The 18050-nt window shown below is 62.7% G+C and carries 24 protein-coding genes and 1 pseudogene; 14 read left to right on the top strand and 11 right to left on the bottom strand.

Annotated features, from left to right (window positions below):
* Both ubiA and FHS49_RS02490 read right to left on the bottom strand, forming a co-directional pair.
* Window positions 1-918 (bottom strand): 4-hydroxybenzoate octaprenyltransferase, encoded by a 918-nt coding sequence (gene ubiA / locus FHS49_RS02495; RefSeq protein ID WP_184014880.1) that lies wholly within the window; start codon window positions 916-918, stop codon window positions 1-3.
* Window positions 919-971: 53 nt separating this feature from the next.
* Window positions 972-1622 carry a YoaK family protein gene (locus tag FHS49_RS02490; protein ID WP_184014878.1) on the bottom strand — a complete coding sequence of 217 codons (651 nt, stop codon included), beginning with the start codon at window positions 1620-1622 and terminating at the stop codon, window positions 972-974.
* Window positions 1623-1764: 142 nt separating this feature from the next.
* Here FHS49_RS02490 and FHS49_RS02485 point away from each other — a divergent pair, with 142 nt between their 5' ends.
* The gene (locus tag FHS49_RS02485; RefSeq protein ID WP_184014876.1) at window positions 1765-2511 is read left to right on the top strand and encodes a 16S rRNA (uracil(1498)-N(3))-methyltransferase; all 747 of its coding nucleotides are present in this window, start codon (window positions 1765-1767) and stop codon (window positions 2509-2511) included.
* Between the two features lie 101 nt (window positions 2512-2612).
* Here the strand turns inward: FHS49_RS02485 and FHS49_RS02480 are convergent, their stop codons facing one another.
* Entirely contained in the window at window positions 2613-3044 is a 432-nt protein-coding gene (locus FHS49_RS02480) for a nucleoside deaminase (RefSeq protein ID WP_184014874.1), read from the bottom strand.
* A 64-nt stretch (window positions 3045-3108) separates the two neighbouring features.
* Entirely contained in the window at window positions 3109-3330 is a 222-nt protein-coding gene (locus FHS49_RS02475) for a YqaE/Pmp3 family membrane protein (protein WP_184014872.1), read from the bottom strand.
* A 147-nt stretch (window positions 3331-3477) separates the two neighbouring features.
* Here FHS49_RS02475 and rpmB point away from each other — a divergent pair, with 147 nt between their 5' ends.
* A complete protein-coding gene (gene rpmB, locus FHS49_RS02470; RefSeq protein ID WP_184014870.1) occupies window positions 3478-3771 on the top strand; it encodes a 50S ribosomal protein L28 in 294 nt (97 codons plus the stop codon).
* Between the two features lie 45 nt (window positions 3772-3816).
* Here the strand turns inward: rpmB and FHS49_RS02465 are convergent, their stop codons facing one another.
* Window positions 3817-4800, bottom strand: coding sequence for an esterase-like activity of phytase family protein (locus tag FHS49_RS02465; RefSeq protein ID WP_184014868.1), 984 nt, complete (start codon window positions 4798-4800; stop codon window positions 3817-3819).
* A 249-nt stretch (window positions 4801-5049) separates the two neighbouring features.
* On the opposite strand from FHS49_RS02465, the gene FHS49_RS02460 reads away from it, so the two are divergent.
* Window positions 5050-5436: a glycine zipper 2TM domain-containing protein gene (locus FHS49_RS02460; protein WP_184014866.1), complete on the top strand. Its 387-nt coding sequence runs from the start codon at window positions 5050-5052 to the stop codon at window positions 5434-5436.
* Window positions 5437-5513: 77 nt separating this feature from the next.
* On the opposite strand, the gene cobT is transcribed toward FHS49_RS02460, so the two are convergent.
* The 5 genes from cobT to FHS49_RS02435 all read right to left on the bottom strand — a co-directional run bounded on the left by cobT (window position 5514) and on the right by FHS49_RS02435 (window position 9836).
* Window positions 5514-7340: a cobaltochelatase subunit CobT gene (gene cobT / locus FHS49_RS02455; RefSeq protein WP_184014864.1), complete on the bottom strand. Its 1827-nt coding sequence runs from the start codon at window positions 7338-7340 to the stop codon at window positions 5514-5516.
* 9 nt (window positions 7341-7349) lie between these two features.
* Window positions 7350-7748 carry a type II toxin-antitoxin system VapC family toxin gene (locus FHS49_RS02450; protein ID WP_221240340.1) on the bottom strand — a complete coding sequence of 133 codons (399 nt, stop codon included), beginning with the start codon at window positions 7746-7748 and terminating at the stop codon, window positions 7350-7352.
* A complete protein-coding gene (locus FHS49_RS02445; protein WP_184014856.1) occupies window positions 7749-8012 on the bottom strand; it encodes a type II toxin-antitoxin system Phd/YefM family antitoxin in 264 nt (87 codons plus the stop codon). It abuts the gene before it with no gap.
* 60 nt (window positions 8013-8072) lie between these two features.
* A complete protein-coding gene (cobS, locus tag FHS49_RS02440) occupies window positions 8073-9080 on the bottom strand; it encodes a cobaltochelatase subunit CobS (RefSeq protein ID WP_184014854.1) in 1008 nt (335 codons plus the stop codon).
* 135 nt (window positions 9081-9215) lie between these two features.
* Window positions 9216-9836: a winged helix-turn-helix transcriptional regulator gene (locus FHS49_RS02435; RefSeq protein WP_246350212.1), complete on the bottom strand. Its 621-nt coding sequence runs from the start codon at window positions 9834-9836 to the stop codon at window positions 9216-9218.
* A 142-nt stretch (window positions 9837-9978) separates the two neighbouring features.
* Here FHS49_RS02435 and FHS49_RS02430 point away from each other — a divergent pair, with 142 nt between their 5' ends.
* The 7 genes and pseudogenes from FHS49_RS02430 to FHS49_RS02400 form a co-directional block, all read left to right on the top strand.
* Entirely contained in the window at window positions 9979-10419 is a 441-nt protein-coding gene (locus FHS49_RS02430; RefSeq protein WP_184014850.1) for a VOC family protein, read from the top strand.
* 26 nt (window positions 10420-10445) lie between these two features.
* Complete coding sequence (locus tag FHS49_RS02425) at window positions 10446-11132, top strand: glutathione S-transferase family protein (protein WP_184014848.1); 687 nt, start codon at window positions 10446-10448, stop codon at window positions 11130-11132.
* Complete coding sequence (locus FHS49_RS19950) at window positions 11129-11848, top strand: DUF1428 domain-containing protein (RefSeq protein ID WP_184014846.1); 720 nt, start codon at window positions 11129-11131, stop codon at window positions 11846-11848. The genes FHS49_RS02425 and FHS49_RS19950 overlap by 4 nt, the downstream gene beginning before the upstream one ends.
* Before the next feature lie 22 nt (window positions 11849-11870).
* The gene (locus FHS49_RS02415) at window positions 11871-12644 is read left to right on the top strand and encodes a VOC family protein (RefSeq protein WP_184014844.1); all 774 of its coding nucleotides are present in this window, start codon (window positions 11871-11873) and stop codon (window positions 12642-12644) included.
* A gap of 11 nt (window positions 12645-12655) precedes the next feature.
* On the top strand, window positions 12656-13159 hold the full coding sequence (locus FHS49_RS02410) for a VOC family protein (protein ID WP_425502656.1): 504 nt from the start codon (window positions 12656-12658) through the stop codon (window positions 13157-13159).
* The gene (locus FHS49_RS02405; protein WP_184014842.1) at window positions 13156-13638 is read left to right on the top strand and encodes an SRPBCC domain-containing protein; all 483 of its coding nucleotides are present in this window, start codon (window positions 13156-13158) and stop codon (window positions 13636-13638) included. The genes FHS49_RS02410 and FHS49_RS02405 overlap by 4 nt, the downstream gene beginning before the upstream one ends.
* A gap of 109 nt (window positions 13639-13747) precedes the next feature.
* Window positions 13748-14302, top strand: a pseudogene (locus tag FHS49_RS02400) (dihydrofolate reductase family protein); the annotation flags it as partial.
* Between the two features lie 129 nt (window positions 14303-14431).
* Here the strand turns inward: FHS49_RS02400 and FHS49_RS02395 are convergent.
* Window positions 14432-14986 carry a J domain-containing protein gene (locus tag FHS49_RS02395; RefSeq protein ID WP_184015938.1) on the bottom strand — a complete coding sequence of 185 codons (555 nt, stop codon included), beginning with the start codon at window positions 14984-14986 and terminating at the stop codon, window positions 14432-14434.
* A 95-nt stretch (window positions 14987-15081) separates the two neighbouring features.
* Between FHS49_RS02395 and FHS49_RS02390 the strand changes: the two genes are divergently transcribed.
* From FHS49_RS02390 to hisG, 4 genes are all read left to right on the top strand, one after another.
* A complete protein-coding gene (locus FHS49_RS02390) occupies window positions 15082-15366 on the top strand; it encodes a BolA family protein (RefSeq protein ID WP_184014833.1) in 285 nt (94 codons plus the stop codon).
* Complete coding sequence (locus FHS49_RS02385; RefSeq protein WP_184014831.1) at window positions 15363-16262, top strand: pirin family protein; 900 nt, start codon at window positions 15363-15365, stop codon at window positions 16260-16262. The genes FHS49_RS02390 and FHS49_RS02385 overlap by 4 nt, the downstream gene beginning before the upstream one ends.
* A 144-nt stretch (window positions 16263-16406) precedes the next feature.
* Window positions 16407-17297, top strand: a complete 891-nt coding sequence (locus tag FHS49_RS02380; protein ID WP_184014829.1) for an alpha/beta fold hydrolase — start codon at window positions 16407-16409, stop codon at window positions 17295-17297.
* A 76-nt stretch (window positions 17298-17373) separates the two neighbouring features.
* Window positions 17374-18039, top strand: coding sequence for an ATP phosphoribosyltransferase (hisG, locus tag FHS49_RS02375; protein WP_184014827.1), 666 nt, complete (start codon window positions 17374-17376; stop codon window positions 18037-18039).
* Window positions 18040-18050: the final 11 nt, after the last annotated feature.

Genomic DNA, 18050 nt, shown 5'->3' with positions numbered 1-18050 from the left:
TTAGGTGGCGACGGCGGCGCAGGCAAGAAACATCAGAAAGCCGGCGAAGCGATTGGACCGGAATTTGTTTAGCCCGTCCAGGCCGTCATCGGGCTTGAGCGTCAGCACCTGCCAGGCGAGATGCGCCGCGACCGGCACGAGGGCAACCAGCGCCAGCCAGTCCGGCCGCGCCGTCCAGATCGCGCCACCCCAGAGCAGGAGCGCCGCGCCATAGAAAGCGCCGACGCCCGGCAACACATGCCGGCCCATCCGCCGCGCGGAAGAGCGCACGCCGATCAGCGCATCATCCTCGCGATCCTGCAGCGCATAGATGGTGTCATAGCCGATCACCCAGCAGATCGATCCGGCATAGAGCAGCAGCATGGGAAGTTCGATCGCACCCCGCACCGCCGCCCAGCCGACCAAAGCCGCCCAGGAAAAGACCAGCCCCAGCCAAGCCTGCGGCCACCAGGTGATCCGCTTCATGAAGGGATAGGCCGCGACCAGCGCGAGGCTGGCAAGCGCGATGATCTGGGCGAGCAGGTTCAATCGCAGCAAGACAATGAGCCCGATCAGACAGAGGCAGAAGAGCCATGCCCATGCCGCCTTGAGCGAGACAGCGCCGCTCGCCAGCGGACGGCTGCGCGTCCGCGCCACCTGGGCATCCAGATCGCGATCGACGATATCGTTATAGACGCACCCCGCCCCGCGCATCGCGACGCTGCCCAGCAGAAACCAGAAAATCAGCATCCATTGATCGCCCAGCCCCCCGGATAATGCGATCGCCCAAGCACCGGGCCAGAAGAGCAGCCACCAGCCGATCGGACGATCGAAGCGCGCGAGCAGTGCAAAGGCGCGGAGCTTTTCGGGGAGCAAACGCATCAGGCCGCGATATTGGGTGTCGGGGACGATATCGGGTTCGGGACTCGGGGCGCTCATGAGATTGCCATAAGCCGAATGGTCGCGGGCTGTCGAAGGGGTTTCCTGAACCTTCAGCCGCGTGCCTTCGAGACATTCGCATCGGGACCAACGACGATGGCCAGCAATCCGGCCAAACCCGCCGCAATCCAGAGTGCCGACATACCCCAGCGGAAGAAGCACAATGCCCCCATCGCGCCGCCCGTAATCAAGCCGATCCACAGCAGCAGGAATGGAAGCCAGCTCCATGGGCTTCCCCCCGACAAGGCGAGCGCAAGCCGCTGACCGATCTTGACGAGCGCTCCCGTCATATAGGTCAAGCCGATCTGCACCTCACCACCGTCTTCAAACACCATATTTTCCGCGCCCATCGCCGCGGCAGCGAGCGCGAAGGCGGCAGTTGGCAGTCCAAGCCCCGCGCAGATAGCACCTGCAGACAGAAGAAGACTCACAAGCAGCAACATGAAGGACCGCTTCCCGGATCGCACCTTCCGCTTCAGCAGCGATGCGATCATCACACCGCCAACAAAGCTGCCAACGAGCCCGGCCGCCATGACGGCCGCACCGGCACCATCGACAAACCCCACACCGAGCCGGGTAGAGTTTCCGCTCATGAAGGACACGAAGAAGCCGCCCGTCCCCAGAAATCCGATGGCGTCAACGAAACCGGCCAAAGCGGACAGGCAAATGGCAAGCGCGCGGGCTTTCAGATCAAGGCGTGTCATAAACGGGCTTTAACCCACCCCCCCGGGATCGGACGATTACTATTGTCCGCAGCCATGGACCATTGCCAACCGATCAGGAGAACAATCTTCGACAGATTCAGTCCGAACGGATATTCGGAATAACATCGATAGAGGATATTCCATGCCCGCAACCCCCGCCTGGCCGCCTGACAGCACACCGCGCCTCTTCGTGGACACCCCACTCGCCGACGGCCATTCCGTGCGTATCGAGGGCGGACAGGCGCATTATCTCTCCGCCGTGATGCGGATGAAGGTGGGCGATCCGGTGCGGCTGTTCGACGATATCAGCGGGGAATGGCTGGCCGAGGCCGAAGTGGTGGGCAAGCGCGATGTGATCCTGCGGATCACGGGCAAGCTCGCCGAGCGTGAGCCGGTGCCCGATCTGTGGCTGTGCGCCGCGCCGATCAAAAAGGGGCGGGTCGACTGGGTGGCGGAGAAAGCGTGCGAATTGGGGGTGGCGCGGCTGGTGCCCGTCCTCACGCGCCGCACCGTGATCGACCGGGTGAATACCGAACGGCTGCGCGCGCATATGATCGAGGCGGCGGAGCAATGCGGGCGCAGCGCACTGCCGGAGATGGCCGAGCCGGTGAAACTGCTCTCGCTGATGAAGAATTGGCCGGCGGAGCGGACCATGTTCTTTGCTGACGAGAATGGCGGCCTGCCCGCATTCGAGGCGATGCGCGCGCGGCCCGGCCCCGCGGCGATATTGATCGGACCGGAGGGCGGCTTCGATCCGCAGGAGCGCGATGTGATCCGCGCGGTGCCGCAGGCGGTGGGACTTTCGCTCGGGCCGCGGATATTGCGGGCGGAGACGGCGGCGGCGGCGGCGATTTCTTTGTGGATGGCGGCGGCCGGGGATTGGAGGTAGCGGGTTTGCGCCCACTCCACCGTTTGTCCCGAGCGCAGTCGAGGGACGTGGTGACAGTTCCAACGTCCCTCGACTGCGCTCGGGACAAACGGGTTTAAGGGTTAGGTCCGTCGCTCCCGGAAAAAATCCCTCAGAAGCCCCGCTGCCTCGGCTTCTCCCAGCCCGGCATAGACCTCCGGCCGGTGATGACAGGTCGAGTGATCGAACACGCGCGCGCCGTGCTCGGTGCCGCCGCCCTTGGGATCGGGGGCGGCATAATAAAGCCGTGCGATGCGGGCATTGGCGATCGCCCCCGCACACATGGCGCAAGGCTCCAGCGTCACCCAGAGATCGCAGCCCTCAAGTCGTTCCTGCCCCAATGATTCGGCGGCCGCGCGAATCGCGACGATTTCGGCATGGGCTGTGGGATCGTTGCCGGTGCGGGTGAGATTGGAGGCGGTGGCGATCACCCGGCCCTCCAGCGTGATCACCGCACCCACGGGCACTTCGCCCGCCACCGCCGCGTCGCGCGCCAGCGTGAGCGCCAATCTCATGGGGTCGGGGAGGGGAAAGGCCATATCCGGCCTTTATCGCGCCGCGCTCGCTTGTGGAAAGGCTTTAGGCGCGCACCGGCCTGATCGCGCGCCAGCGGCGGGCAATCGCAGCGGCCGGGCGATCGGTGGAGCCGCCGCAGACGATGAACAGCGAAAAGAGCATACCCGGCAGGAAGAACAGCATGGTCAGCCCGATGGCGATGAAGAAATCGCGCCCCATCCCCCTGATCAGGAAGGCGCCGAGCGGCGGCAACACGATGGCGGCTATGAGGGCGGGGATGTTCATGCTAACGGAACGAACCAACAGCGAACCGGTTTCATCCGACTCTGCTGGCCCGACTCTATGAGCCGGACTCTACAAGGTTGACGCGAATCGCCTCAGCCGCTATCCGCCCGCTCTTTCCGGGTAAGTTAGAACACAGGAATTTGAACGATGTCGCGCATTTGCGAGCTGACCGGCAAGGGTCGCCTGGTGGGAAACAATGTATCCCACGCCAATAACAAGACCAAGCGCACCTTTCTGCCGAATCTGCAGAATGTCACGCTGATGTCTGAAGCGCTGGGCACCAGCGTCAAGCTGCGCGTCTCCACCCATGGCCTGCGTTCTGTCGAGCACAATGGCGGGCTGGACAATTGGCTGCTGAAGACCTCGGAAGACAAATTGAGCCTGAAGGCCAAGCGCCTGAAGCGCGATGTCGCCAAGAAGGTTTCCGCAGCAGCGGCATGATTGATCGGGAGCCGGATCTGATCCGGCTCTAGACACCGCTGGGCGTTAAAACCCAGGACTCAACGCGAACTTCATCAGCAGGGTGCGCTGAAACGTGCCCCCGAAATTATCATCGCTGCCGATCCAGATGATCGTGCGGCGATTTTCCTGTGTCACGGCCATGGCCTCCATATTGTCCACGGCCATCGGCCGGACGAGGCTGGCGATCTCTTTCCCCTGAGCGATCGCGCCTTCTTTTATCTCCGCAGGATCAAGGATCGCGACCTTCGCCGAGAAATATTCGGGGAATGACAGGCGGCGGTGGAGGAGGATCAGGCGCCCGTCGGGCAATGATTTGGCTTCGGTGATCCGGTAACCCGCGGGCGGGCGATAGCGGAATACCACCGATTTCGCAGCAGGATCGGTGGGATCGCGATCGAACAGCAGCGCATCATTCTGGCCGCGCTGCCCCGCCGCTTCGGAAAACACTAAAAAACGGCCATCGGAGAGTCGCACCATGGCCTCCGGTCCGCCGTTGCCGGGCCATGCCTTCATCGCGGCGGGAAACGCCAGTGCCTCCATCGCGGCAAAGCCGGGGGCATAGCGCGCAATGGCGTTAAACCGCTCAAACCCGACCCAGATCCGGCCGCTGGCGGAGTCGATCGCGATCGATTCACTATCCCGGTCGCGCCGCCGTGCGCCCGTGCCCGGACCACCGCGGAAATCGCCGAAGCGCGCGCCGCGGATCGCGCCCTGGCTATCCACCGTCAGCCGCATGAAGCCGCCTGCATCGCTGATGAGCATCAACGCATCGCGATCCATCGCCATGCCGGAAATGCCTCCAAAGCCCGGTGCCTTGCCCTGCAGCACCCAGCCGCCGAGATAGATCAGGCCGCCCGCGCGACCGCGCTTGGGATGATCGGGATCGAGCGGCACGGGCGTTGCCACGATCCGGGTGTCATTGCCAATCAACACCCGACGCGATCCACCGCCTGCATCGCCGCCAAGCACGAGGATGAACGGCAACAGGATCGGGATCAGCAGGCGCATGTCCGTCCCTTCTAGAGAGGCCGTTGCAGAATGACACTCCCCACCAAATCTTCCAGGCAGGGCGCAGAGGCTTCGAACATGAACCCGGACAACCCCCGCATGAACCTGAGATAACGTCCGCGTTCAGGCCCGCCTCAAACGAATCACGCCATAAGGGCATCAGTCGACGGGAAGCAGACGTTGGGCCGGACCAATACCGGACCGGCCACGCCGACGAAGAGATGCTTTTTAAGACGAAGGAGATTTTCGATGTTCAAGAAACTGAGCCTCATCACCGCAACGCTCGCCATGGGCGCTGCGACCCTGGTGCCCGCTGCGCCCGCCATGGCGCGCGATCATTACCGTGGCGGCTATGACAATGCCCGCGACTATCGCGGCGACCGCGGCTATCGCAATGACCGTCGCGGCTATCGCGGAGACCGTTACAACAACCGCGGCTATCGCAACGATTATCGTAACAACTATCGCTGCAATAACAGCGGCACCACGGGCACGATCATCGGTGCCATCGCTGGTGGCCTGCTGGGCCGCGAAGTCGTCGGCCGTCGGGGTGATCGCACCGCGGGCCTGATCATCGGCGGTGGTGCCGGCGCACTGGCCGGCCGGGCGATCGACAAGAACGGCAGCCGCTGCTGACACCAGATTACTTAACCCTCGAGTAGCGTAGCGAGGGCAGAGGGCCGGGAACCGCGAGGTTTCCGGCCTTCGTCCGTTCAGTCGGTATCGAACAGGCTGGCGAGTTGCTCCACCATGGTGCCACCCAATTGCTCCGCATCCATGATCGTCACCGCCTTCTGATAATAGCGCGTCACATCATGGCCGATCCCGATCGCGACCAGTTCCACGGGGGAGCGCGTCTCGATCCAGTTGATCACCTGACGCAGATGCCGTTCCAGATAGCTGCCGGAATTCACCGACAGCGTGGAATCATCGACCGGCGCGCCATCGGAAATAACCATCAGGATGCGGCGATCTTCCGAACGATGGACAATGCGGTTATGCGCCCAGAGCAGGGCTTCGCCGTCGATATTCTCCTTGAGCAGCCCCTCGCGCATCATCAGGCCCAGATTCTTGCGCGCGCGGCGCCAGGGTTCGTCGGCCTTTTTATAGATGATGTGGCGCAGATCGTTGAGCCGCCCCGGCATCGGCGGCCGGCCTGCGGCAAGCCAGCTTTCGCGCGCCTGCCCGCCCTTCCACGCGCGGGTGGTGAAGCCCAGAATCTCGGTCTTCACGCCGCAGCGCTCCAGCGTGCGCGCCATGATATCCGCGCTGATCGCCGCGATCGAGATCGGCCGCCCGCGCATCGAGCCTGAATTGTCGATCAGCAGCGTGACCACGGTATCGCGGAAATCGGTCTCGCGTTCGGCCTTGTAGCTCAGCGACTGCATCGGATTGATCACGACGCGCGCGAGCCGCGCGGCATCGAGCAGGCCCTCCTCCTGATCGAAATCCCAGCTCCGGTTCTGCTGCGCCATCAGACGGCGCTGCAGCCGGTTCGCGAGCTTGGTCACCGCGCCCTGCAAATGGGTCAATTGCTGATCGAGATAGGCGCGCAGACGGATCAATTCGTCTTCGTCGCACAGCTCGGTAGCCTCGATCACCTCGTCATGATTGGTCGTCCAGGCTTTGTAATCGAATTGGGGCGACATGTCGGAGAGCGGACGATTGGGGCGCACGGGAAGCATCCCCTCCTGCCCCTCATCGCCCAGATCGGCGTCGGTGTCGGAGAGGTCATCCTCGTCCATCTCACCGCCCTCGCCCTCTTCACCCTCGCTTTCCTCGGGTTCGCCACGGGCTTCCATCTCACCATCCGCACCGGCGGATTCATCCTCGCCCTCGTCGCTCTCGGCCTCTTCTTCGCTCTCGCCTTCTTCATCCTCGCCGCCATCGTCGGCACTGTCGGGAATCACCTCGCCATCGATGAGTTCGAGATCCTCGAGCAATTGCGTGGTGAGCTTCTGAAACGCGCCCTGATCATCGGTGAGCAGGCTCAGCGCTTCGATATCAGCACCCGCCTTCGCCTCAATCCAGTCACGCACCAACGCCAGGCCGGGCTCGACATTGGCCGGGGGCAATTCGCCCGTCAGTTTTTCGCGGACCATCAGCGCCACCGCGGTGGAGAGCGGCACTTCCTCCCGGTTACGCGCGCGCGCGATCGGATCGGAACGCATCCGCATGGCGAGCGCCTCAGCCAGATTGGCTTTCACGCCCTCCATCGATTTAGCGCCCAGCGCCTCGATCCGCGCCTGTTCCACAGAATCGAACACGGCGCGCGCCAGGGCGTCGGCGGGCGCGCCCTTGGCATGGAGCACTGCATTGTGATGCCGCAGCTTCAGCGCGAAGCTGTCCGCAAACCCGCGCGCCTCGGCCACCTGCTCGGGCGGCAGATTGCGACCGGGCATCGGCACCTTGATATGCTTGCCCGCCTGCACCGGCGCGTCGGCGGTAAACGCCAGTTCGATCTCCGGCTCATGCGCAATCGCCCGCGCCGCGCCGGACAGCACGGCCTTGAACTGATCGAGGGGGGTTTGTTCAGCCATGAAAGCGCCTTACCAGATCACGTCGCAGCCGAAAGCCGCAAACGCCGGATCGCGAGTGACGACGGTCAATCCCTCGATCAATGCCTGCGCGGCAATGAGGCGATCGAAGGGATCGCGATGATCGCCGGGCAGCAGGCCAGCTTTCATCGCGTGCCCTTCAGTAATTTCGAGACTTTTGAAGCCATTTCTGGCCATCAGCTTGCCATAACTTTCTCTGGGATCGCCAATATCCGGTAACTTGCCGAGACGATATTTGATGGAGATTTCCAATGCGGATGTAACGCTCACCATCATCGGGATTTCGGTAGCGGCGATAACCTCCCGCGCCTGCGGCCCGAGCATAGGCGAATCGCACCACCACCAGAGCGCTGCATGAGTATCCAAAAGGCAGGCGCCGATCGCCATCATCTAGAGAATATTCGAATATTTGCCTTCCCAGGCATCCAGCTCATCATCCGGCAACGGATCGAACCACACGGACGCGGGAATATTGCGAAGTTCGGGCCACCCCCCGGGTGTGCGGCGAGGCTTCGGTTCTTTCGGCTCGATCGGCACCAGCTTGGCATAGGGCTTGCCAGCCTTGGCGAGAATGATCTCCTCGCCCGCATGAGCGCGCTCAAGCAGCTTGGAGAAATTCGTCTTGGCATCATGGACATTGACCGAAGCGGACATGGCAGACTCCTGATTAGTCCAGTTAGTCCATTTTGACTTTCAGAGCAAGTCGGGCGCCATTCAGCCAGCTTTCCCCACCACGCTTTCGGGCAGATCACGGCCGAAGACGCGCTGATAATATTCGGCCACCAGCGCGCGTTCGGCTTCGTCGCATTTGTTGAGGAAGGAAAGGCGGAAGGCGAAGCCGACGTCCTTGAAGATCAGCGCATTTTGCGCCCAGGTGATCACGGTGCGCGGAGACATGACGGTGGAGATATCGCCGTTGATGAAGCCCTGGCGCGTCAATTCCGCCACCTTCACCATATTCTCCACCTCTTTCTTGCCGCCCGCATGATCATACTCACCCGATTTGGCGAGCACGATCTGCGCCTCTACATTGGCGGGAAGATAGTTGAGCGTGACGACGATGTTCCAGCGGTCCATCTGGCCCTGATTGATCTGCTGCGTGCCATGATAGAGGCCGCTCGTATCGCCCAGGCCGACCGTGTTCGCGGTGGCGAACAGCCGGAAATAGGGATTGGGGCGGATCACGCGATTCTGATCGAGCAGGGTCAACTTGCCCTCCGTCTCCAGCACACGCTGGATCACGAACATGACGTCGGGACGACCGGCATCATATTCGTCGAACACCAAGGCCGTAGGAGTCTGCAGCGCCCAGGGTAGCAGGCCTTCCTTGAATTCGGTGATCTGCTGGCCATCCTTCAGCACGATCGCATCGCGGCCGATCAGATCGATGCGACTGATATGCGCGTCCAGATTGATGCGGATACAGGGCCAGTTGAGACGCGCCGCCACCTGCTCGATATGCGTAGACTTGCCTGTACCGTGATAGCCCTGGACCATCACGCGGCGGTTATGCGCAAAACCCGCGAGGATCGCGAGCGTGGTATCCGCATCGAAAACATAGGCCGGATCGAAATCGGGGACACGCTCATCGGCCTCCGAAAAGGCGGGCACCATCATATCGATGTCGATGCCGAACAGTTCGCGCGCGCTCACCATCTTGTCCGGCGCGTCCATCACGGTGGCTTCGCGGCTGTCGGGCTGGGTGTTGGGAATATTCGTCATGGCTTCAGCTATGTTCCAAATCCCGCCGGTCTGAAAGAAGGGCGGCTGAGTCGTCAGGAGAACGCATCCGGGCGCTGGTCCCGCGACACGCATGTCATCCGCTCAATGCCTCTTTGCGGCAGAAGGGTAAAGTTCCTATTCGCCGTTTGCGATTTTTGCAGGAAGGGCAAACAGCCCAGCGAAGCGCGCCGCCGCCGCCCGATCGCCTGACACCAAGATTCCGCCCGAAGCCTCGGCTTGGCTCAGAGGCATTCCCCCGTAGAACAGCGGCAGCAATGCGCCGGGCGCGCTTGTGAAGATGGCGGCGCTGCCCGCGACATCGCCACGCGCCACTGTGATGACGCCCCCCGAGACCTTCGCGACGTAGCTTTCCGCATCGAAGACAAAGCCGACGACCGCGCTAAAATCACCCGCCCGGCTGGCGACGAACAGCATCTTGAGCGACAGCATGAGCGAGACCGGCGAGAAATTGAGCGTCGGATCGTGCGTGGGTGAGCGCAAGGCCCAACGGCCGATCCCCAGCACGATCGGTTCGCATTCGCGCCCCCAGGGCGTGAGCGCATAAACCTGAGCACTGGCGGGGGCTGGCAGTTTGTGACGCGTGACAATCCCTGCCGCGGCCAGACTTTCGAGCCGCTGGGTGAGCACGTTCGCGCTAATTCCGGGCAGGCCATCGCGCAATTCGCCGAACCGCCGCGGGCCGAGCAAAAGCTCCCGCACGATCAGCAGCGACCACCGTTCCCCCACCAATTCCATGCCCAACGCCGTGCCGCACGCATCATCATACCACCGTTTATCGCGCGCTTTGACCGGTTCAGTTATTTTTTCTAACTCCATAGTTGTTTTTAATAACTGGCCGGATCATCATCGTCAAACAGCGATTCGAAATGAGGCGACCATGACCAAGATGATTTTCGTGAATTTGCCCGTGGCCGATGTCGCGGCATCCACCGCCTTCTACACCGCGATCGGTGCCGAACAGAATCCGATGTTCAGCGACGAGACCGCCTCGTGCATGGTGTTGTCCGACACGATCTACGCGATGCTGCTCAGCCATGAAAAATTTGCCAGCTTCATTCCCGGGCGGACGATCGCCGATGCGAAAACCGCGGTAGGGGCGCTCTTCGCTCTCTCGGTCGATAGCCGCGACGATGTGGATGCGACGATCGAAAAGGTAGCCAGGGCGGGCGGCACGGCCGATGCCACACCGGTGCAGGATCACGGCTTCATGTTCAGCCGCAGTTTTGCAGATCCCAATGGGCATATCTGGGAAGTGTTCTGGATGGATCCGGCGGCGACAGCCGGTGATGCGGCGACGATGGCAGTCTCCGCCGCCTGAGCGGACACCATAGAAAGGATGAGGCTATGGCCGGCGCGCCCGAAATCACTGCGTTCACATGGGTGCCGCCCTTCGCCCAAGGGCTGGTGCGGGATACGCGGGCACGCTGGGCTTTCGAAGAGGTGGGGCTGGATTATGACGTCCGCCTGCTCGATCTGGGCGAGCATAAAAGCGCTGCGCATCGCGCGCTTCAGCCCTTCGGCCAGATCCCGACCTATGCGCATGGCGATACCGAAATCTTCGAATCGGGTGCGATCGTGCTGCACATCGCCGGACTGAAGCCCGGTCTGCTACCAGGCGACCCCGCCGGTGATGCACGCGCCACGGCCTGGCTGATCTCGGCGCTCAATTCCGTGGAGCCTATGATCTTCGATCTGGTGCTGGCCGATCTTTTCGACAAGGATGAGGCTTATGCCCCGCTGTTTCGGCCCAAAGCCATTGAGCGGCTGCGCGCGCGGCTGGCGGACCTGTCAAACGCGCTGGGCGACAAGCGCTGGCTGGATGGCGATGTGTTCACAGCGGGCGACCTGATCATGGTCTCAGTATTGCGCGGATTGCGTCATACCGATCTCGTGGCCGAACATGACAATCTGGCCGCCTATCTCGCGCGCGGCGAATCCCGGCCTGCATTTCAAAAGGCATTGGCCGATCACATGGCGGTGTTCGAGGGCGTGAAGCCCCCCGCCTGGTATAGCGAAGGAGAGAGCAAATGACCTATGTTGACGGCTTCGTCTGCGCGGTTCCGGCTGCGAATAAGGAGGCCTATCGCAAGCACGCGGCGGACGCATTGCCGCTGTTCAAGGAATTTGGCGCGACCCGGATGGTGGAATGCTGGGGCGATGATGTGCCAGATGGCAAGGTGACCGATTTCAAGGGATCGGTGAAGGCGGAAGAGGGCGAGGTGGTCGTCTTTTCCTGGATGGAATATCCGGACAAGGCCACGCGAGACGCTGCGGGCGAAAAGATGATGAGCGATCCGCGCATGGCCGCCATGGGCGCCTCCATGCCCTTCGATGGCAAGCGCATGATTTATGGCGGGTTCGAGCCGATCGTTGATCAGGATCTGGGCGGCGCGATGGGCTATGCCGACGGCTATCTTGTCCCCGTGCCCCACGGCAACCGCGAGGCCTATCGCGTGATCGCGGAGAAGGCGGCCGAGGTGTTCAAGGATCATGGCGCCACCCGCGTGGTCGAAGCCTGGGGCCATGATCTGCCCGATGGCAAGGTGACCGACTATAAGATGGCCGTGCAGGCCAAGGATGACGAGAACACCGTATTTTCCTGGGTGGAATGGCCGTCCAAGCAAGCGCGCGACGATGGCTGGAAGAAGGTGATGGAAGACGCGCGGATGAAGACCCCGCCGGCCGACATGCCCTTCGACGGCCAGCGGATGATCTATGGCGGGTTCAGCCCGATCGTGGACGCCTGAACCATCAGCGAGGAGACGGACGATGAACAAGCATGGCGAATTCATCTGGTACGAACTGTTGTCACCCGATGCCGATGCGTCAAAAGCGTTTTACGACGTGGTGGTGGGCTGGACGATCGGCGACAGGCCGCCGGGCGATATGGACTATCGCATGATCGGTGCACCCGATGGCTTTGCCGGCGGCGTGGCGGGCCTGAGCGCGGAGATGATCGCGAGCGGTGCCACCGCGCGTTGGATGGGCTATTTGGGGGTCGATGACGTCGATGCCACGGTCGCGGCGGTGAGCATGGCTGGCGGGAAGGTCCATCTGCCGGCCATGGATATACCGGGCGTCGGGCGCTTGGCCATGCTCAGCGATCCACAGAATGTTGTCTTTTACGTCATGCGCGGGGCAAGCGATGAAACCAGCACGGCCTATCAACGAACCGGCATCGGGCATGTGAGCTGGAACGAATTGCTGACCGCCGACGATGCAGCGGCGCTGGCTTTCTACGACACGCATTTCGGCATCAAGAAAGTCGGCGGAATGCCGATGGGCGCGATGGGCGATTACAGCTTTATCGCCAATGCCGAAGGCGGGGAGGCGATCGGTGCGGTGATGCGGACACCGCCGGGCGTCCGCCCCGGCTGGGGCTTTTACTTCCGTGTTCCCGCGATCGATGCCGCCAAAGCGCGGATCGAAAGCGCCGGCGGGACTGTGGTCCAGGGGCCGATGGAAGTGCCCGGCGGCGAATGGGTGGTGAATGCGATCGATCCCCATGGCGCAACCTTCGGACTGGTCGCGCCTGCAAGATAAGGAGAGAGACGGTGAGTTGGAGCAAATTCATGACCTGCCTGTGGTTCGACCATCAGGAAGCGCGCAAGGCCGCTGAATTCTATGCGGCGACCTTTCCGGACAGCCATGTCGGCCACGGCCACGATGCGGTCGCCGATTATCCGGGCGGCGCGCCGGGCAACGAGTTGGTGGTTGAATTCACCGTCCTCGGCCGACCTTTTATCGGGCTCAACGGCGGCCCGACTTTCAAGCCCAATGAGTCCGTCAGCTTTCAGGTCATCACCGAAGATCAGGAGGAGACGGACCGCTATTGGAACGCGATCGTCGGCAATGGCGGTGTGGAAAGCCAGTGCGGCTGGTGCAAGGACAAATGGGGCTATTCCTGGCAGATATCCCCCCGCGTGCTCATGGATGCGATGAGCGGGGTGCCGGACCGCGCCGCTGCCAAGCGCGCCACCGAGGCCATGTATCATATGAAGAAGATCGACATCGCCACCATCGAGGCGGCGTTGCGCGGCGAGGCGGTGCCCGCATGAGCGCCGCGGGGAAAAAACTCGCGATCAAGCGGATGATGGATGCCCCGCTCGATACGGTCTGGCGCGCGGTGACCGAACATCTGACGGAATGGTGGTGCCCGCGCCCGTGGAGGAGCGAGATCGAGGCGCTCGAGTGGAAATCCGGCGGCCGCTTCGCGATCACCATGCACGGGCCGGACGGCGAGAAACATGCCGGCGACGGGATGCTGCTCGAGGTCTTGCCGAAAGAACGGATCGTCTTCACCAATATGCTCGGCAAGGACTGGTCGCCGCAAAATCCGCAACCGCTGGGCATCGTTGGCACCTTCACGTTCAGCGACGCCGGAAACGGCCGGACCCATTATCGCGCCAGCGCGCGGCATTGGAGCGACGCCGAAACGAAGCGTCATGCCGAAATGGGGTTCGAAGAAGGCTGGGGCGTCTGCGCCGATCAGCTCGAAGAGGTGGCGAAACGGCTGAAAGACACGGGTGATGCGTAAGATCATCGGCGGCGTCTTCCTGTCGCTCGATGGCGTGATGCAAGGGCCGGGTGGCCCGACCTAGGATCCCACGGGCGGATTCACGCTCGGCGGCTGGACGACGAGTTTCTGGGATGAGACCCTGGAGGAAGCGATGGGCGGACTGTTCGCCGCGCCTTACGATCTGCTGCTGGGGCGCAAGACCTATGAAATTTTCGCCGCGCACTGGCCCTATGTCACCGGGGGCGACGATCAGCCGATCGCCGACCAGTTCAACAGCATCGCCAAATATGTCGTCACCTCTTCCACCGCACCGCTGGACTGGCACAACAGCCACGCCATCGGGAGTGACGTGGCGACGCAGATCGCTTCCCTGAAGGCGACCGATGGGCCGGACCTGCTCATTCAGGGCAGCTCGACACTTTATCCCCTGCTGCTCAGCCACGGCCTGATCGACCGGCTCTTCCTGATGACCTTCCCGGTCATATTGGGCGGCGGCAAGAGGCTGTTCGGCAAAGGCACGGCATCGACCGCGATGACGCTGGTGGATTCGAAGGTCTCGAACAAGGGCGTGATCGTCACGACCTATGAACCGGCAGGCGCAGTACCGACCGGGAGCTTTGCGCTGGCGGAACCGAGCGAAGCGGAGACCGCACGGCAGGAACGGATGAGGATGGAGGGGTGATCTCTCGTTCTTCAAATTAAACCGTTTGTCCCGAGCGAAGTCGAGGGACGTTGGTCCTTGGCACCACGTGCCTCGACTGCGCTCGAGACAAACGGATTGGGGTGAGTTCGGGGTGACGACTGGCTTTGATCAAGCAAACGCCGCCGCGCCCTTCAACCGCGTATAAGCCGCGATTACCTCCTGCAGTGCGCGCTCGTGGGTGCGGTCTCCGCCGTTGCGATCGGGATGGTATTTGCGGACGAGATCGGCATAGCGCTGGCGCAGATCGCGGCGGTTGGCGTCCGGCCCCAGCCCCATGGTCTTCAGGTCGCGCCGGTTTTCGCCCGAGAGCGGCTTGCCATCGTCGCGCTGGCGCATTTCTTCCGCCTTGCGCCTGAAGCGCGCGCCGATCGCATCGAGCGGATCATGGAAATCGGCCCAGGGCGGCGGGCGGTCCGCGCCATTGGCAGTAAAGGCTCGCGTCTCGCGGTCCCATCCGGCGAACGGGCGCTGCTCCTGTTCGATCTCGTCGGGGCTCATCCCGTTGAAGAAATTATAGCGCTGGTTGAACGCGCGCACATGATCGAGGCAGAGCCAGCGCCAGTCGCCCGGACCATCGAAACCCGGCCGCCGTTCGCCCGGCGCCCGGAATTCGCCCGGCTCGTTACACCCTGCCTGCGTGCACACGCGCCCCTTCGCCTCCATGCGGCCATGGAAGCGCGTATGCCGTTTGGGCTGTTCCGGTTCTTCGTCGGCCAAAGTGGCTCCCGCTCCTAAAATAAACCGCCTATATAGGCGCGATGCACAGCGAGACAAAAGGCCCAGTCGCCACAGAAATCGAAGCGCGGCTGACCGCCGCCCTTTCCCCCGCACGGCTCGCCGTTATCAACGACAGCGCCAAGCACCGCGGCCACACGGGCGACGACGGATCGGGCGAATCGCATTTCACCGTGGAGATCGAAAGTGCCGCCTTTGCCGGGCAAAACCGGGTGCAACGCCAGCGCATGGTCAATCAGGCGCTGGGCGACATGATGCGTGACACGGTTCATGCGATGGCGATCAAGGCAAGGGCACCCGGCGAATGAACGACGATCTGGTTACGATGAGCATCCCCCCCGTCACGCACGATCTGGGCGGGTTCAAGGTGCACCGCACGCTGCCCGCCAAGCCGCGCACGATGGTCGGCCCCTTCATCTTCTTCGATCAGATGGGGCCGGCGATCCTCGACAAGGGGACCGGGATCGACGTGCGGCCGCATCCGCATATCAACCTCTCCACGGTCACCTATCTGTTTTCAGGCGCAATCGACCACCGCGATTCGCTCGGCACTTTTGCCACGATCGAGCCGGGTGCGGTCAATCTGATGACCGCAGGCCGCGGCATCGTCCATTCGGAGCGGTCACCGCAATCGGAGCGCGACGCGGGGCCGGAGCTTTCGGGCATCCAGACCTGGCTTGCTTTGCCCGACGGGCAGGAGGAGATCGATCCGGCGTTCGAACATGTCGCCAAGAACAGGCTGCCACTGATCCAGGGTGACAAGGCGATCGCGCGCATCATAATGGGAAGCCTGTGGGGCGCGACCGCGCCCACCACATGTTATGCCGAGACCATCTATGCCGATATCGGGATCGAACCCGGCGGCAGCATTCCGATCGACGCCGAAGCCGACGAGCGCGCGATCTATGTCGCCCTGGGCCAGGCCACGCTGGATGGCATGACGCTGGAGCCGATGGTGCTTTACGTGCTCAAGCCCGGCGTGGACATGACGCTGCGTTCCGAAACCGGTGCACGCGTGATGCTGTGCGGCGGCGAAGATTTTCCAACCGAGCGCCATGTGTGGTGGAATTTCGTATCGTCCGATCGCGAGCGGATCAACCAGGCCAAGCATGACTGGAAGGAACAGAAATTCCCCAAGGTGCCGGGTGACGACACGGAATTCATCCCGATCCCTGAGATTCCGAAGACCGTGAGCTATCCATGATCCGTGCCCCTCGCGAACGCGGGATCCAGCTTATTCTCTGCGTCTCCGCGTGAACCTCAATAATTTCACGCGGAGACGCAGAGGCGTGAAAGAAGCGGGATCCCCGCGTGCGCGAGGATGACAAAAGAAAGCCGGGAGAAGAGGATGACCGAATTCGCCTTGAAGCGCGTAGCCCTGTCCACGGGCGTGGAACTCGACGTCGCCGAGGAAGGGCCGCGCGATGCGCCGGTGCTGATCTTCCTGCATGGCTTTCCCGAATCGCATCGCACCTGGCGTCACCAGATCCGCCATTTCTCCGATCGCTTCCGCTGCATCGCGCCCGATCAGCGGGGCTATTGCAAATCCTCCAAACCCGAACCCGTATCGGACTATTCTCCGGATAAATTGGCCGCAGACATTTTCGCGCTGGCCGATGCGCTAGGCGTGGAGCGCTTCACGGTGGTGGGGCATGACTGGGGCGGCGCGATCGCCTGGATCGTGGCGCTGATGGGCCAAGCCAATGGCCGGGTGGAACGCGCGATCATCGCCAATGCGCCGCATCCCTATCTCTTCCAGCGGCTGCTGATCGAGAATGACGAGCAGCGCGCGGCCAGCCAATATATGCGCGCCTTTCGCGATCCTGCCAATGATGCGCTGATCCGCGACCACGGCCTCGCGGCGTTGCTGATGAAGGCGATCAAATGGGATCGCAGCAGCGCCATGACCGCCGAAGACAGCGCGATCCTGCTGCGCGACTGGCAGGAGCCGGGCGCGGCTTTCGGGATGCTCAACTGGTATCGCGCCTCCACCATCCAGGTGCCCGCGATCGGCGAACAGGCGGAACGCCCGGCGATGCTCGATAGCGTGTTTCCGACAATCACCATCCCCACGCTCGTGATCTGGGCAACCGACGACAAGGCTTTGCCGCTGTGCAATCTGGACGGGATGGCGGAAATGGTGAGCGATCTCCGCATCGTGAAGGTGCCGGATTGCGGGCATTTCGTGCCGTGGGAAGCGCCGGATGCGGTGAATGCGGCGATGGATGGGTTTTTATAGAACGCCCACCCCCGGCCCAGTAATCCGCGCGCGACCGTTGCATGGGAAGTAACACACACGTAAAGCCCCGCGCATCATGGCCGATCCGATCATCATCGCCGTCCCCAAGGGGCGCATCCTCGAAGAAGCGCTGCCCCTGCTGGCGCGCGCCGGAATCGCGCCCGAAGCGGCGTTTTCGGACGACAGCAGCCGCGCGCTCAGCTTTTCGACCAACAATCCGGGCATCTCTCTGATCCGGGTGCGTGCGTTCGACGTGGCGACCTTCGTGGCGCATGGCGCGGCGCAGCTTGGCATCGTCGGATCGGATGTGCTGCTGGAATTCGATTATTCTGAACTTTATGCGCCGGTCGATCTGGGCATCGGCCATTGCCGCCTCTCGGTCGCCGAACCGAAAGCGCTGGCCGAAACGGACGATCCGCGAAGCTGGAGCCATGTCCGCGTCGCCACCAAATATCCCAATCTCACGCGGCGGCATTTCGAGGCGCGCGGCGTACAGGCCGAATGCGTGAAGCTGAACGGCGCGATGGAATTGGCCCCCATGCTGGGCCTCTCCAGCCGGATCGTCGATCTGGTCTCCTCGGGCAAGACGCTCAAGGAGAACGGGCTGGTCGAGGTGGAGGTGATCACGCAGGTGTCCGCGCGGCTGATCGTCAATCGCGCCGCCTTCAAGACGCGCGCCGCCGAAGTGGTGCCTTTGGTGGACAAATTCCGCGAAATCGCAGGCGGGCGCGATGCTGCCTGAATCGTCCCTCC

The organism is Sphingobium boeckii, from assembly GCF_014199215.1.
Taxonomy (GTDB): domain Bacteria; phylum Pseudomonadota; class Alphaproteobacteria; order Sphingomonadales; family Sphingomonadaceae; genus Sphingobium_A; species Sphingobium_A boeckii.
The sequence above is the reverse complement of the archived record's forward strand: the minus strand, read 5'-3'. Positions and strand labels throughout refer to the sequence as shown.

Bases quoted from the DNA above. Each gene is read 5' to 3' on its own strand.
- ubiA (WP_184014880.1), bottom strand. From the start codon at position 918: ATGAGCGCCCCGAGTCCCGAACCCGATATCGTCCCCGACACCCAATAT.
- FHS49_RS02490 (WP_184014878.1), bottom strand. From the start codon at position 1,622: ATGACACGCCTTGATCTGAAAGCCCGCGCGCTTGCCATTTGCCTGTCC.
- FHS49_RS02485 (WP_184014876.1), top strand. From the start codon at position 1,765: ATGCCCGCAACCCCCGCCTGGCCGCCTGACAGCACACCGCGCCTCTTC.
- FHS49_RS02480 (WP_184014874.1), bottom strand. From the start codon at position 3,044: ATGAGATTGGCGCTCACGCTGGCGCGCGACGCGGCGGTGGCGGGCGAA.
- FHS49_RS02475 (WP_184014872.1), bottom strand. From the start codon at position 3,330: ATGAACATCCCCGCCCTCATAGCCGCCATCGTGTTGCCGCCGCTCGGC.
- rpmB (WP_184014870.1), top strand. From the start codon at position 3,478: ATGTCGCGCATTTGCGAGCTGACCGGCAAGGGTCGCCTGGTGGGAAAC.
- FHS49_RS02465 (WP_184014868.1), bottom strand. From the start codon at position 4,800: ATGCGCCTGCTGATCCCGATCCTGTTGCCGTTCATCCTCGTGCTTGGC.
- FHS49_RS02460 (WP_184014866.1), top strand. From the start codon at position 5,050: ATGTTCAAGAAACTGAGCCTCATCACCGCAACGCTCGCCATGGGCGCT.
- cobT (WP_184014864.1), bottom strand. From the start codon at position 7,340: ATGGCTGAACAAACCCCCCTCGATCAGTTCAAGGCCGTGCTGTCCGGC.
- FHS49_RS02450 (WP_221240340.1), bottom strand. From the start codon at position 7,748: ATGATGGCGATCGGCGCCTGCCTTTTGGATACTCATGCAGCGCTCTGG.
- FHS49_RS02445 (WP_184014856.1), bottom strand. From the start codon at position 8,012: ATGTCCGCTTCGGTCAATGTCCATGATGCCAAGACGAATTTCTCCAAG.
- cobS (WP_184014854.1), bottom strand. From the start codon at position 9,080: ATGACGAATATTCCCAACACCCAGCCCGACAGCCGCGAAGCCACCGTG.
- FHS49_RS02435 (WP_246350212.1), bottom strand. From the start codon at position 9,836: ATGGAATTGGTGGGGGAACGGTGGTCGCTGCTGATCGTGCGGGAGCTT.
- FHS49_RS02430 (WP_184014850.1), top strand. From the start codon at position 9,979: ATGACCAAGATGATTTTCGTGAATTTGCCCGTGGCCGATGTCGCGGCA.
- FHS49_RS02425 (WP_184014848.1), top strand. From the start codon at position 10,446: ATGGCCGGCGCGCCCGAAATCACTGCGTTCACATGGGTGCCGCCCTTC.
- FHS49_RS19950 (WP_184014846.1), top strand. From the start codon at position 11,129: ATGACCTATGTTGACGGCTTCGTCTGCGCGGTTCCGGCTGCGAATAAG.
- FHS49_RS02415 (WP_184014844.1), top strand. From the start codon at position 11,871: ATGAACAAGCATGGCGAATTCATCTGGTACGAACTGTTGTCACCCGAT.
- FHS49_RS02405 (WP_184014842.1), top strand. From the start codon at position 13,156: ATGAGCGCCGCGGGGAAAAAACTCGCGATCAAGCGGATGATGGATGCC.
- FHS49_RS02395 (WP_184015938.1), bottom strand. From the start codon at position 14,986: ATGGAGGCGAAGGGGCGCGTGTGCACGCAGGCAGGGTGTAACGAGCCG.
- FHS49_RS02390 (WP_184014833.1), top strand. From the start codon at position 15,082: ATGCACAGCGAGACAAAAGGCCCAGTCGCCACAGAAATCGAAGCGCGG.
- FHS49_RS02385 (WP_184014831.1), top strand. From the start codon at position 15,363: ATGAACGACGATCTGGTTACGATGAGCATCCCCCCCGTCACGCACGAT.
- FHS49_RS02380 (WP_184014829.1), top strand. From the start codon at position 16,407: ATGACCGAATTCGCCTTGAAGCGCGTAGCCCTGTCCACGGGCGTGGAA.
- hisG (WP_184014827.1), top strand. From the start codon at position 17,374: ATGGCCGATCCGATCATCATCGCCGTCCCCAAGGGGCGCATCCTCGAA.